The 13091-nt window shown below is 74.7% G+C and carries 9 protein-coding genes; 4 read left to right on the top strand and 5 right to left on the bottom strand.

The features are described 5' to 3' along the window. The first annotated feature begins 47 nt into the window (after positions 1-47). The 3 genes from ACP6CK_RS21190 (at position 48) to ACP6CK_RS21180 (ending at position 5300) form a co-directional block, all read left to right on the top strand. Positions 48-1196 (top strand): mandelate racemase/muconate lactonizing enzyme family protein, encoded by a 1149-nt coding sequence (locus ACP6CK_RS21190; RefSeq protein WP_426955296.1) that lies wholly within the window; start codon positions 48-50, stop codon positions 1194-1196. 237 nt (positions 1197-1433) lie between these two features. Continuing rightward, positions 1434-2990: an ABC transporter substrate-binding protein gene (locus tag ACP6CK_RS21185; protein WP_426955295.1), complete on the top strand. Its 1557-nt coding sequence runs from the start codon at positions 1434-1436 to the stop codon at positions 2988-2990. Continuing rightward, a complete protein-coding gene (locus ACP6CK_RS21180) occupies positions 2991-5300 on the top strand; it encodes a prolyl oligopeptidase family serine peptidase (RefSeq protein WP_426955294.1) in 2310 nt (769 codons plus the stop codon). It begins immediately after the preceding gene. A gap of 24 nt (positions 5301-5324) precedes the next feature. Here the strand turns inward: ACP6CK_RS21180 and ACP6CK_RS21175 are convergent, their stop codons facing one another. Next, complete coding sequence (locus ACP6CK_RS21175) at positions 5325-5705, bottom strand: rhodanese-like domain-containing protein (protein ID WP_426955293.1); 381 nt, start codon at positions 5703-5705, stop codon at positions 5325-5327. A 134-nt stretch (positions 5706-5839) separates the two neighbouring features. Continuing rightward, positions 5840-6100 (bottom strand): hypothetical protein, encoded by a 261-nt coding sequence (locus tag ACP6CK_RS21170; protein ID WP_426955292.1) that lies wholly within the window; start codon positions 6098-6100, stop codon positions 5840-5842. Between the two features lie 170 nt (positions 6101-6270). Here ACP6CK_RS21170 and ACP6CK_RS21165 point away from each other — a divergent pair, with 170 nt between their 5' ends. After that, positions 6271-7563: an ArgE/DapE family deacylase gene (locus ACP6CK_RS21165; RefSeq protein WP_426955291.1), complete on the top strand. Its 1293-nt coding sequence runs from the start codon at positions 6271-6273 to the stop codon at positions 7561-7563. 150 nt (positions 7564-7713) lie between these two features. Here ACP6CK_RS21165 and ACP6CK_RS21160 read toward each other — a convergent pair whose 3' ends face one another. The 3 genes from ACP6CK_RS21160 to ACP6CK_RS21150 are packed head-to-tail and all read right to left on the bottom strand — an operon-like array spanning position 7714 to position 13072. Then, positions 7714-8046, bottom strand: coding sequence for a hypothetical protein (locus ACP6CK_RS21160; RefSeq protein ID WP_426955290.1), 333 nt, complete (start codon positions 8044-8046; stop codon positions 7714-7716). Positions 8047-8060: 14 nt separating this feature from the next. Continuing rightward, entirely contained in the window at positions 8061-12380 is a 4320-nt protein-coding gene (locus tag ACP6CK_RS21155) for an AAA family ATPase (protein ID WP_426955289.1), read from the bottom strand. Beyond that, on the bottom strand, positions 12380-13072 hold the full coding sequence (locus ACP6CK_RS21150; RefSeq protein ID WP_426955288.1) for a DsbA family protein: 693 nt from the start codon (positions 13070-13072) through the stop codon (positions 12380-12382). Before ACP6CK_RS21150 ends, ACP6CK_RS21155 begins: the two co-directional genes overlap by 1 nt. Between the last annotated feature and the right edge of the window lie 19 nt (positions 13073-13091).

The following is a 13091-nucleotide window of genomic DNA, read 5'->3' as shown; positions in this document are numbered from 1 at the left end:
CAACCCGGTTCCGCACGGTCCGCGCCCGTTCGGGAAGGGAAGCGTCCGTGAAGGTCACGTCGGTCCGCGGCTACCATGTCGGGTTCTCGCCGAGCCCGGCGCTCGGCAACGCCTCCACCTTCATCCGCCGGCGCGATTTCCTGTTGCTCCAGCTCGTCGGGGAGGACGGGACGGTTGGCTGGGGCGAGGTGTTCAACTCGCCTTTCGCCGCCGCGGGCTTCGTGAAGGCGCGGCTCGCGCCGCTCCTGCTCGGCCAGCCGGCCCAGGAGATGGGACGGCTGTTCCAAGCCATGCTCGGAACGCTCGCCTATGACCGGCGCGGCGCGGGGATGATGGCGGTCTCGGCGGTGGACATGGCGCTGCACGACCTCGCGGCGCGGGCGCGGGGGATCAGCGTGGCGCGCATGCTCGGCGGCGCCCTGCGGGACCGGATGCTCGCCTATGCCAGCGGCCCCTTCATCCGGGAGGGCGCGGAACCCTATGGCGCCTATCCCGGCGAGGTGGATGCGCTGCTGCGCAGCGGCTTCCGGGCGATCAAGCCGCGCGTCGGCTTCGCCCCGCGCGCGGACGGTCAGGTGATGCGCGCGATGCGGCAGCAGGTCGGGCCGGATGTGGCGCTGATGGTGGACATCAACCAGGGCTACACGGTCGGCCCCGCCCTCGCGAGCGCCCGGCACATGGAGGAGGCCGATCTCCTCTGGATTGAGGAGCCACTTCAGCCGGAGGACATCGGGGGCTACCGGGCCGTTGCGGCGGCGGCGCCCTGCGCCATCGCGGGCGGGGAGGCGCTGGGCAGCCTGGCCGCCTTCCGCGACTTCCTGGAGGCGCGCACCTTCTCCGTGCTGCAACCCGATCTGACGGTGTGTGGCGGCTTCACGGGGATGCGGCGCGTCGCGGCGCTGGCCGATGCCTATGACATGCCGGTCATGCCGCATGTCTTCGGCACCTGCGTGAACGCCCATGCGGCGCTGCAGATGGGCGCGCTGCTGACGGCGCGCCGGGGCGGCGGGCCGCTGCCCTATCCCTTCCTCGAGATCGACGCGACGCCCAACCCGCTGCTGCCGCTGGGTGGCGCCATGGAGCCGCGCGCGGACGGCACGATCGCGGTGCCCGACGCACCGGGGATCGGCCTGGACCTTGATCCGGCGCGGCTGGAGCCGTGGATGACGGATCACTGGCGGGTGGATGCGGAGTAAAGACCCCGTCGAACGCAGTGCGTTCGACCCTCGTCTCTCTCGATCAGGCTGCCACCGCATTCGGTGATCAGCCCTCTCACCTCCGGGTTCCGCGGCAGCCTGATAGAAGGAGATGAGAGGGGGTTTGGGGGAGAGAATTCCTTCTCTCCCCCGGAGTCACCCGCACGACACCGCAGCACATTGACAACCCCGGACCACTCGCACGACCGTCAGGCATCCATCCGGAGGAGCCTGAGCATGGCCCGCTTCCTTCGCCGATTCTGTCAGCTCGGTGCCCTCGCCGTCCTCGCGCTGTCTCCGGCGCGGGCGGAGACGGTGCTGCGTGTCGTGCCGCAGGCGGATCTTCGCGTGCTGGACCCGCAGATCACCACGGCGACCATCACCCGCATCCACGGGCAGATGATCTACGACCTGCTCTTCGCGTGGGATTCGGAGCTGAACCCGCGTCCGCAGATGGTGGGGGAGACGCGGATCTCCGATGACCGCCTGACCTATGAGTTCACGCTGCGCGACGGGCTGCGCTTCCATGACGGATCACCGGTCACGGCGCGCGATGCGGTCGCCTCCATCCGGCGGACGGCGCGGACGGAGCCACTGCTCCAGCTTCTCGCGCAGCGGACCGCGGCGCTGGAGGCGGTGGATGAGCGGCGGTTCCGGATCGTCCTGACCCGTCCCTTCGCGCATGTGGAGCGGGCGCTCGCCTCGCCGGCGGCGGTGGTGATGCGGGAGCGGGACATGGAGGCAGCCGGCAACGCGCCTGTCACCACCACCATCGGTTCCGGCCCCTTCCGCTTCAACCGTGCCGGCTTCATCCCGGCGGCGCGAATCGCCTATGACCGCAACCCCGACTACGTGCCGCGCGCGGAGCCGCCGAGCGGCCTGTCCGGCGGCAAGGTGGTGCGCCTGGACCGGGTGGAGTGGCACGTCATCCCGGACCTGGCGACGCGGATGAACGCGATCATGCAGGGCGAGGTGGACCTGCTGGACCAGCTGCCGCATGACGGCGTCGCGCCGTTGCGCCGCCGCCGCGACGTGGTGGTGGAGGTCCCCTCCCCGCTCGGCTCCTGGGCCTTCCTGCGGCCGAACGCGCTCGTCCCGCCCTTCAACGATCCTCGCGCGCGGCAGGCGCTGGCGCTGCTGGTGGACCAGCCGGAATACCTCTCCGCCGCCTTCACGACGGATGAGTCCCTGTGGCGGCGCTGCTTCTCCTTCATGGGCTGCGACACGCCGACGGCGACCGAGGCGGGGTCCGAGCCCTATCGCAATCCCGCGCCGGAGCGCGCCCGCGCCCTGCTGGCCGAGGCCGGCTATCGCGGTGAGCCGATCCGCATCCTGACGACGCAGGAGATCCCGCTGATCGACGCGCTGTCCCAGGTGACGGCGGCGCGGCTGCGCTCCATCGGCGTGAACGTGGAGATGGAGAACAGCGACTGGGGCACGCTGGTGGTTCGGCGTGCCCGCAAGGACCCGCCGGACCGGGGCGGCTGGCACATCTTCCACACCGGCACGGAGGTCGCGACCGTCCTCCAGCCCGCCACCAACGCCTTCATCGACACGCGCTGCGACGGCAACAACAGCCCGGGCTGGCCGTGCTCGGAGGAGGTGGAGGCGCTGCGTGTCGCGGCGGCGGAGAGCCCGACGCCCGAGCGGCTGGCCGCCCTGAACGAGGCGCTGTGGCGCGCGCTGCCCTCCATCCCGCTCGGCCAGTACCGCCAGCTCATCGCGCGGCGGAGCAACGTCACCGGCCTCGTCCCCGGGCCCGTGCTGGTGTTCTGGAATATCGAGAAGCGCTGAGTGGCCGAACGCCTGGACGATGCGCGCTGGGCGCGCGCGAGCGCCTTCCTGCCCCCACGGCTGCGGCCGCTGGTGACGAATGCGATGCTCCGGCCGCACTGGTTGCCGGGGCAGGACGCCTTCCTCTATCGGCGGGAGGAGCCGGGCGGTGCCGCCCGCTTCCTGCTGGTGGACGCGGCGGCCGGTGGGGCGACCCGCCCGGCCTTCGACCATGCGCGCCTGGCGGCGGCGCTCTCCGACGCGATGGGGACCGATGTCGCCGCGGACCGTCTGCCGCTCTCGGAGATCGTGCCGGAACGGGCGGGCCTGCGCTTCCATGCCCTGGGTCGCGACTGGCGCTGGGATGACGCGCAGGGGCTGCGCGAGAGCCCTCTCCCGCCCGTCGCGCCGCATGAGGTCGCATCTCCGGACGGCCGGCTCGTCGTCTTCCGGCGCGGCCACGACCTCTGGCTGCGGGTCCGCGCCACGGGGGAGGAGCGCGCCCTCACCACCGATGGGGAGGAGGGCTTCGCCTATGGCAAGTCGCCGGATGCCAACCTCGTCACCGTGACCCTGCGGCGGCAGGGGCTGACGCTTCCGCCGGCCGTGCTGTGGTCGCCCTGCTCCACGCGGCTGCTGACGCACCGGCTGGACGAGCGCCGGGTGCGGGCGCTGCCGCTGGTCCAGCACGTGCCGGAGGACGGTTCCTGCGCCCCCATCCTCCACCGCTTCCGCTTCGCGCTGAGCGGGGACGCCGAGGTGCCGCTGGCGCACCATCTGATTCTCGGCGTGGAGACCGGCGCCGACACGCCGCTAGACACGGCGCCGCAGATCGTTCCCATGATGAGCCCGCTGGAGGCGGAGGAGGCGTGGTGGAGCGCCGATTCCGCCCGCGTCTTCCTCCTCGACCGGGAGCGCGGCAGCCGGCGCCTCGCGCTGCTGGAGGCGGATGCCCGCAGCGGGGCGGTGCGGGAGGTGCTGCACGAGACGGCGGAGACCTGGCTCGACACCAATCTTGCGGTGACGGGTCTTGCCAATATCCGGGTGCTGGATCGCAGCGGGGAGGTGATCTGGTTCTCTCAACGCAGCGGCTACGCCCACCTGTACCGGCACGACCTGGCGACCGGCGCGCTGCTGAACCCGATCACGCGGGGCCCCTTCGTCGTGCGCGACATCGTCCATCTGGACGAGGCCGCGCGGAGGATCTTCGTGACCGTCGGTGGCCTGGACCCCTCGGCCGATCCCCATCTGCGCCAGCTCTGCCGCGTGAACCTGGACGGTTCGGGCTTCACGCTCCTGACGCCGGAGCCGGAGGACCACGCGGTGGCTTATCCTGCCCTGCGCGTGACGCGCGACCACACGGTGCGGCGCCGTGAGCCCGGCCGCGGCGTCGCCCCGTCCGGCCGCTTCTTCGTTCACACCCGCTCCACCATCGGAAGCCTTCCGGTGAGCGCGCTGCGCGACGCCGAGGGGCGCGAGATCGCGGTCCTCGAGCGCGGGGCGCTCGCACCGGCGGTGCGCTGGCCGCATCCACCGCTCCCGTTTCGTCTGATGGCGGCGGATGGGACCACGCCGCTGTTCGGTGCCATGTGGTTCCCGTCGGACTTCGACCCGTCCCGCCGCTATCCGATCCTGGACATGATCTACCCGGGCCCGCAGCGCACCCAGGTGCCGAAGGCGATGCTCTCGGACGGTGAGGCGGAGTTGGGACGCGTCTCCCTGCCCCAGGCCCTCGCCGAGATCGGCTGCATCGTGATCGAGCTGGACGGCCGCGGCACGCCGCTGCGGGAGAAGGCGTTCCACGACCTCTCCTTCGGCCGGCTGGACGATCCCGGCACGCTGGCGGACCACGTGGCCGGGCTGCGCCAGCTCGCGGAGCGGCATCCCTTCCTCGATCCGGGCCGCGTCGGCATCACGGGTCATTCCGGCGGCGGCTATGCCACGGTCCGCGCGATGCTGACCTATCCCGAGGTGTTCCGCGCCGGTGTCGCCAGCGCCGGCAACCACGACCAGCGCGGCTACAGCTTCTCCTGGTGCGAGAAGTACCAGGGCCCGGTCACGCCACTCCCGGACGGCGGCACAAGCTTCGACGCCGCGGCGAACCCGCCCCTGGCGTCACGCCTGCAGGGACAGCTTCTCCTCGCGACGGGGGAGATGGACGACAACGTCCACCCCGCCCTGACCCTTCAGATGGCCGCCGCGCTGATCGCGGCGGACCGCGACTTCGAGCTGATGGTGCTGCCCAACCAGAACCACGCGACGATCGTCACCGATCCCTACTTCCTGCGCCGCGCCATGGGCTTCCTGGCCCGGCACCTGGTGGATGCCTGACCGCGGCGGGTCCGGCGGCGTGGACTAGGCTTTCTCGACGGGCCCGCCGCCCTCGGCCCAGTCCTTGAAGCCGCCGAGGTTGCGCACGTCGCGGTAGCCGAGGTCCTGCAACGTCTTGCCGGCCAGGGCCGAGCGTCCACCGGAGGCGCAGTACAGGATCACCGTGCGGTCGCGGCTGAAGGCCGGGTCGTGATAGGGCGATTCCGGATCGGCGCGGAATTCCAGCATGCCGCGCGTCACGTGCACCGCGCCCGGAACCCTACCGTTGGCCTGCACCTCCGGCGTGTCCCGCACATCCACCACCAGTGCCTTCCCATCCGCCATGAGGGCCGTGGCTTCCTCGCGGCTGATGCGGGGCACGGCGCCGTTGGCGGCCGCCAGCATCTCCTTCACCGATGTCGCCATGCGATCCTCCTCCGGTGGTTGCGTGCGATGCGCCGGGGAGGATGGGCGGAAGGGGCCGTCGATGTCCACTCGCTCGCGCAACGGTCCGCGGCCCCGAGGTGCCGCGCATGTCGCCGGGTAAAACGTGCGGCCGGCTACCAGCGCCGGGGACCGAGGCCGCCGCTGCCCTCCTCCGCGGCGCCAGCGTCGGCGGAGGCGGGCGGGCTCTGCAGGGCGGCCGGCGTGGTGGCCGGGCTCCGCCGGGCCCGTGAGCGGGCGGCCGCGTTCCGGGACGGCGATCCTGCGCGGCTGGCGCCACTGCCGCGAGAGGTGGAAGCCCCGGCCTCCGGCGCGTTGCTCGCGCAGCCCGTGCCGAGGCTGGCCAGGAGAGCGGCGAGAATCAGGACCGGACGCATGGCCGGACCCTAGCCGCGGCGACCGTCCCGGTGGAGGGGGGACACGCGATTGCGAAGGCCGGCCGGAGCCTTGCCCGGGAATCCCGGCCGGTGCGGCCTTGCCTCCCCGGGCCTGCCCACCCTGCGGCGATCTGCTCTAGTTCCCCATCCACCACCACGGAAGACCGCCCATGCCCGATCCCGCCCTGCTGAAGCGCCTGGAGGACGCCGTGGAGGCCGCCTTCGACCGGCAGGTCGCCTTCCTGGCCGACCTGACGCGCTTCAAGAGCCTGCGCGGGGAGGAGGCGCCGCTGCAGGACTGGATGGCCCGCCAGCTCTCGGCGCGCGGCTACGCGGTAGACCGCTACACCCTGGCCGACGTGCCGCTGGAGGGTTCGCGCGGCGCCGCCCCCGTCATGGACACGGATTACGGCCGCGCCGTGCAGGTGGTCGCCGCGAAGCGCGCCACGAACCCCACGGGCCGCAGCCTCATTATCCAGGGCCATGTGGACGTCGTGCCCGCCGGCCCCGCCTCCATGTGGAACACCCCGCCCTTCGAACCGGTGATCCGCGACGGCTGGATGCACGGCCGCGGCGCCAACGACATGAAGGCCGGCGTTTCCTGCATGGTCTTTGCCGCCGACGCGCTGGCCGCCTGCGGGCTGGAGCCGACCGGCGACCTGTACCTGCAGAGCGTGACGGAGGAGGAATCCACCGGCAACGGCGCCCTCTCCACGCTCGTGCGCGGCTACCGCGCCGATGCCTGCCTCATCCCCGAGCCGACGAACCAGGCCCTGACGCGCGCGCATGTCGGCGTCATCTGGTTCCGGCTGAAGGTGTTGGGCATCCCGGTCCACGTCGCGCGCAGCGAGACCGGCACCAACGCCATCGTCGCCGCCTACAAGCTGATCGAGGCGCTGCAGGCCCACACGAAGGCCGAGAACGAGCGGGCGAAGAGCCACCCGCGCTTCAGGGCGCTGAAGGACCCGATCAAGTTCAACCCCGGCATCATCCGCGGCGGCGACTGGGGCAGTTCCACGCCGGCCTGGTGCGAGGTGGATTGCCGCATCGGCCTGCTGCCCGGGGACGACCTGGCCGAGCGCCGTGCCGCCATCGAGGCGACCGTGCGCCAGGCCGCGGCGGGCGATGGGTTCCTGGCCAACAACCCGCCCGAGGTGATCTGGAACGGCTTCATGGCCGACGGCTTCGTGCAGGAGGAAGGCACGGAGGCCGAGGCCGTGCTCGGCGCCGTGCACCAGCAGGTCTTCGGAGAGCCGATGCCGTCGCGCCTCGGCACCGGCGTGAACGACACGCGCTTCTACGGCCTGTATTACGACATGCCCGCGCTCTGCTACGGGCCGAAGGGCGAGGGCTCCCACGCCTTCGACGAGCGCACCGACCTCGCGAGCGTGAAGCGCACGACGCTCGCCATCGCCGCCTTCATCGCGGATTGGTGCGGCGTGCGGGAACAGGCCCCGCGCTGAACCGGGGAAAGCTTTGCCTTCCCCGGAGCCCGACCACCAGGGGGCGAACGCGCCCCCCCGGACCCGCGTTGGATCAGATCGCGGGGTCCGGGGGCCGCGTTCGGCCCCCGGCGGAGGGTCCGGGAGGCAGAGCCTCCCGGGAGGGCGCATCTACCGCCGGACCTGCCGCGGCGTACCGACATAGACGCAGGTGAGCATCGGCAGGGTACTCGGCCCCGCCGGTCCCTCCGAGAAGAGGACCTGCCGCTCGAAGTCGCAGAGGATCGCCGCGAAGGCGTTCCGCCAGCCCACGGAGGCGAAGGCGGCGTTGATCACGTCGAAGCGCGAGCAGCCCAGCCGCTGGAAGCGCTCCACCGGCGCGCCGGCATTGCGGTCGGACGGGTCGGGCTCCAGCACGCAGACGTGGCGCGCCTCCTGTGCGACCGCCGTCCCCGCCGGCCCGAGAAGCGCGACGCCGAGCGCCGCCGCCAGAAGCCACCGCATCGCGATCCCTCCCGTCAGGCCGCCGCGCCCTCGACCATCTCCACCGCGCGTCCCAGGTCCACCGACAGGAGCCGCGACACCCCGCGCTCCTGCATCGTCACGCCGTAGAGGCGGTGCATCTTCGCCATCGTGAGGGGATGGTGCGTCACGACCAGGAAGCGCGTGCCGCCCTCCGCCATCGTCTCCAGCAGGTTGCAGAGCCGTTCCACGTTAGCATCGTCCAGCGGCGCGTCCACCTCGTCCAGCACGCAGACCGGCGCCGGGTGGCACTTGAACACCGCGAAGATGAGGGAGAGCGCCGTCAGCGCCTGCTCCCCGCCCGAGAGCAGCGAGAGCGCGGACAGCTTCTTGCCCGGCGGCTCCGCGTAGATCTCCAGCCCCGCCTCCAGCACGTCCTCCGACCCCACCAGGGCCAGATGCGCCCGCCCCCCGCCGAAGAGCCGCGTGAAGAGCGCGCGGAACTCCCCGTCCACCCGGTCGAAGACCGCGCGCAGGCGCTCGCGCCCCTCCCGGTTCAGGTGGCCGATCGAGCCGCGCAGCTTCGCGATGGCGTGCCCGATCTCCTCCCGCTCCTTCTCGAGGTTCTCGAGGCGCTCCTCCACCTCCTTCATCTCGACCTCGGCGCGGAGGTTGACCGGCCCCATCTCCTCGCGCTCGCGGGCCAGGCGCTCGGCCTTGCGGCGCGCCTTCTCCTCGGCGGCGTCGGACAGGTCCTCCGGCGCCTCGGGCAGCTCGGCGTCGGGGCCCAGCCGCTCCAGGATGCGGGTGGCCAGGGCGCGGCCCTCGGCCTCGGCGCGCTCGGCCTCACCATCGGCGCGCAGTTGCGCCTCCCGCGCCGCGGCGAACATCGCGTCGGCCTTGCGCCGAGCCTCCGCGGACTCACGCGCCTCGTTCTCGGCGGCGGCCAGGGCCTCGGCCGCGGCGGTATGCGCCGCCTCCACCTCGGCCAGGGCGCGCGCGGCATTGGCCAGCAGCGCAGCCGCTTCCCCCGGCGCGTCACGGACCGCCTCGGCCTCAATCCGCGCCGCCTCCTGGCGGGCGGACAGCTCGGTCAGGCGGGTCGCGGCATCGGCCCGGCGCGTGGCCCAGGACGCGGCCTCCGCCTCCAGCGCGGCGCGGCGCTCGGCCATGCGCTCGCCCTCGGCGACCAGGGCGGCGCGGGCGGCGCGCGCCTCGGCCTCGTGCTGACGGGCCGCGGCCAGGGCCGTGCGGGCGGCCAGCGCCGCGTCGCGGGCCGCCACCGGATCGGGTGCCTCGGCCCCCGCTTCCTCCGCGGCCGCGCGGGCCGCCTCCGCCGCGACGCGATCCTCCGCCAAGCGCTCCATCTGGGGCACCAGGGCGGCCAGCCGTCCCTCCGAGGCCGCCGCCCGCGACGTCAGCGCCGCCTGGGCGGAACGGGCCGAATCCAGCCGCCCCTCCGCCGCCCGGCGGGCCGCGCGCGCCGTCTCCTCGGCCGCCGTCGCGTTGCGCAGGGCTACCGCCGCCTCGTCGCGGGCCGCGCGCGCGGCCGTCGCGTCCGGCACGGCGGCCAGGGCGTCGCGGGCCTGGGATAGCGCGTCCTCCGCGCTCTTCCGCTCGGCCGCCGCGCGCTCCAGGGCCGGGGTCAGGGCGGCCAGACGGCTGTCCGCCAGCGCCGCTCCGGCCGCCAGCCGGGACGCCTCCGCCCGCGCCCGCGCGAGACGCGCCTCCGCCTCCCGTCGGACGTTGCGCTGCGCCGCCTCGGCCGCCGCCGCCTCCCGGTCGCGGGCCGTCGCCTTCGCGGCCTCCTCCCGCGCCGTGGCCAGGGCGGCGTCGGCGGCATCCCGTGCCGCCTCCCGCGCCCGCAGCCGGTTGCGCTGGCGCAGCCGCTCGGCGCCGGCGCTCGGCGCGCCTGGCCGGGCCCCGTGCCCGTCCCAGCGCCAGAGCCCGCCCTCCCGCGACACCAGCGCCTGACCCGGCCGCAGGGACGGCTGCAGGGCGAGCCCGGCCGCCTCATCCTCCAGCAGCCCGACTTGGGACAGGGCGCGCGCCAGCTCCGGCGGCGCCTGCACCAGCACGGCAAGCGGCGTCACCCCCTCCGGCAGGGCCGGCACCTCTGCCAGGGGCGGCAGGGCGCGCCAGTGTCGGGGCGCCTTCGGATCGGCCGGGCTGTCCAGCGCCTCGCCCAGCGCGGCGCCGAGGGCGGCCTCCAGCCCTGGCGGAACCGATACGGAATCCAGGATCGGGGTGGCGGAACCGCCCTCTCCCGCCCGCAGCAGCGCGGCCAGGCCCTGCGCCTCGGCCGCGGCCCGCGCCCGGGTCGCGCCGGCCTCGGACTCGGCCGACCGGGCCCGCGCGAGGGCCGATCCCGCCGCCGCCCGCTCCGCCTCCGCGGCGGACAGCGCCTCCGCCGCCGCCTCGGCGGCGCGCGCGGCCTCCGCCTCCTCGCGCCGCGCCGCCTCCTGGCGATCCGCGGGGATGCAGGAGGCGAGCGCCGCCGCGTGCTCCCGCGTCAGCTTCTCATGGCCCTCGACCGCCCGGCGGGCCCGTTCCGCCGCGGCGCGGGCCACCTCGCGCGCCTGCCCCTCCGCGGCCTGGGCGGCGGTGGCGGCCTGACGCGCCGCGGCCTCGCCCTCGGTCGCCTTTGCCCGCGCGGCCTCGGCGGCCTCCAACGCGGCGCGCGCGGCGGCCACGGCCTCTCCGGCCGTCACCACAGCCGCCGCGGCCCGGTCCAGCTCCTCCGGCGGCACGGCTTCCGCCTCCGCGCGGGCGCGCTCGTTCTCCAGCCGGGCGGCCTCGGCCTCCAGTCGCCGGATCGCCGCCGCCGCTGCCTGGCGCGCCGCCTGGACCCGCTCCGCCGCGATCGAGGCCTCGGACGCCGCCTCCGCCGCCCGCTCCGCCGCCGCCTCCCGCTCCCGCGTCGCGTCCACCGCCTCCGCGAGTGCCCCTTCGGCCGCCTCGATCCGCGCCGGCAGGGCCGCGAGCGATCCCGCCAGCGCCTCCATCTCGCCGGTCAGCCGCGTCTCCGCGGCCTCCGCATCCCGCGCGACCGTGGCCGCGTGGGCGTGGTCCGCCTCGATCTGCGCCAGCCGCCCGGTGGCCGCGTCCAGCGCCGCGCGGGCCCGCAGCTCGGCCGCGGCCAGCCCCTCGCCCTCGACGCGCCGGCGCTCCAGGGCGGTGCGGGCGGTCGCCTCCGCGGCGCGCGGTCCGGGCAGGGCCATCTCGGCGGCGTGGGCGCGGCGGGTGGCGCCCTCCGCCTCCCACTCCGCGTCCCGGGTGCGCGCGCGCGCGGCGTCCAGCGCGTGGCGGGACGAGAGAAGCTGCGCCTCCGCCCGCGCCGCCAGCAGCGCCATCCACTCCGCCTCGGCCGCGCGGGTCAGGCCGGAGAGGTTGCGGTAGCGCGCGGCCTGCCGGGCCTGCTTGCGCAGGGACTCGCGCTGGGTCTCCAACTGGGTCCGCAGGTCGTCGGCGCGGGTCAGGTTCGTCTCGGCCTGCCGCAACTTCAGCTCGGCCTCGTGCCGCCGGGCACGGAGGCCGGCGGTGCCCGCGGCCTCCTCCAGCACGGCGCGCCGCTCCTCCGGCTTCGCGCCGATCAGGGCCGCGACCCGCCCCTGGCTGACCATGCCCGAGGCCCGCGCGCCCGAGCCGATATCGGCGAAGAGCGTGGCGACGTCGCGCCCCCGCGCCTCCTTGCCGTTGATCCGGTACGCGGTGCCCGAGCCGCGCTCGATCTTGCGGATGATCTCCAGTTCCGCCGCCTCGGCGTTGGGGGGCGGGGCGAGGCCGACCGCGTCCTCCAGGCTCAGCACCACCTCGGCCTGGTTCCGCCCGGGCCGGGTGGAGGTGCCGGCGAAGATGATGTCGTCCATCTCGCCGCCGCGCATGGCGCGGGCGTTGTTCTCGCCCATCGCCCAGCGCAGGGCTTCCACCACGTTCGACTTGCCGCAGCCATTGGGGCCGACGATGCCCGTCAGCCCGGGCAGGACCTCGACCGTGGTCGGCTCGGCGAAGGACTTGAAGCCGGCGATCCGCAGCCGCGAGAGCGTCGCGGTGCGTGGTGGGCGGGGGGCCGCGTCGTCCCCGGGGGCGTCCTCCTCGCCCTCGGCGGGGGAGGACGCCCCCACCGCCTCCGCGGCACCGGCCACCGGGACTTCCCCGGCCTCCGGCGCTTCGGCAGCCGGACCGCTGCCGTCCTCCGACGCCCCGGAGGCCGGGCTCCGCCCGGCCTCGCCGGCTTCTAGGGCCGGGCTCTGCCCGGCCGCGTCGGCTTCTACGGCCGGGCTTTGCCCGGCCTCGGGCGCCTCCGCCTGGCCCTCGACGGACGCCGCCGCGTCCCCGGACTCCGCCATCGCGGCGGGCAAGGGACGCGTGTCCATCAGGCGCGGACGCCCGCCAGCTCGGCGAACCGCTCGTAGGACATGCCGCCGGGCACGACGCGAGTGCCGAAGACGAAGGTCGGGGTGGAGTTCACGTTGTGGTCGCGCTGCGCGGCCAGCCGCGCTTCCAGGATGCCGCGCTGGAGGATCGGGTCGGCCAGCGCCGCGTCCACGCCCGCCCGGTTGAGGCCGGCGAAGGCCGCGATCTTCGCGATCTCCGCGACATTGTCCGCGCCGCGGGCGAAGGCCCAGCGGTCCTGGGAGGCGAAGAGGGCGGAGACGAAGCCCTCATACCGCTCCGGTGGAAGGGCGCGGGCCACCACGGCGGCGGCGAGCGCCAGCTGGTCGAGCGGGAAGTCGCGCCAGACCATCCGGATGCGCCCGGTGTCCACCAGCCGCTGCTTCACCTGCGGCCAGGTGCCCGCGTGGAAGGCGGCGCAGTGACCGCAGGTGAGGGAGAAGTACTCGATCACCGTCAGCGGCGCGTCGGTCCGGCCGACGGAGCGCTCGGTCAGGCGGGTGTCCGGGGCCGGGGCGGCGGGCGGGGTGGGCTCGGGCGCCGCCTGCGGCGCCGGGGGGGTCTCGGCGGGCGGGGTCGCCGCCGGGGCCGGATCGCTCGTCTGGGCGCGGAGGAGGCCGGGAGCCGCGAGAAGGGCGGGCGCGGCGGCGATCAGGATACGACGGGTGCTCATCGGAAAGGCTCCGCGAGGG

The organism is Muricoccus radiodurans (genome assembly GCF_050154705.1).
Lineage (GTDB): Bacteria > Pseudomonadota > Alphaproteobacteria > Acetobacterales > Acetobacteraceae > Roseomonas > Roseomonas radiodurans.
This window is presented reverse-complemented; position numbering and strand designations above follow the sequence as displayed.

Excerpts from the sequence above, each read along its gene's own strand:
- ACP6CK_RS21150 (WP_426955288.1), bottom strand. The coding sequence starts at position 13,072 with ATGAGCACCCGTCGTATCCTGATCGCCGCCGCGCCCGCCCTTCTCGCG.
- ACP6CK_RS21160 (WP_426955290.1), bottom strand. The coding sequence starts at position 8,046 with ATGCGGTGGCTTCTGGCGGCGGCGCTCGGCGTCGCGCTTCTCGGGCCG.
- ACP6CK_RS21175 (WP_426955293.1), bottom strand. The coding sequence starts at position 5,705 with ATGGCGACATCGGTGAAGGAGATGCTGGCGGCCGCCAACGGCGCCGTG.
- ACP6CK_RS21165 (WP_426955291.1), top strand. The coding sequence starts at position 6,271 with ATGCCCGATCCCGCCCTGCTGAAGCGCCTGGAGGACGCCGTGGAGGCC.
- ACP6CK_RS21170 (WP_426955292.1), bottom strand. The coding sequence starts at position 6,100 with ATGCGTCCGGTCCTGATTCTCGCCGCTCTCCTGGCCAGCCTCGGCACG.
- ACP6CK_RS21155 (WP_426955289.1), bottom strand. The coding sequence starts at position 12,380 with ATGGACACGCGTCCCTTGCCCGCCGCGATGGCGGAGTCCGGGGACGCG.
- ACP6CK_RS21185 (WP_426955295.1), top strand. The coding sequence starts at position 1,434 with ATGGCCCGCTTCCTTCGCCGATTCTGTCAGCTCGGTGCCCTCGCCGTC.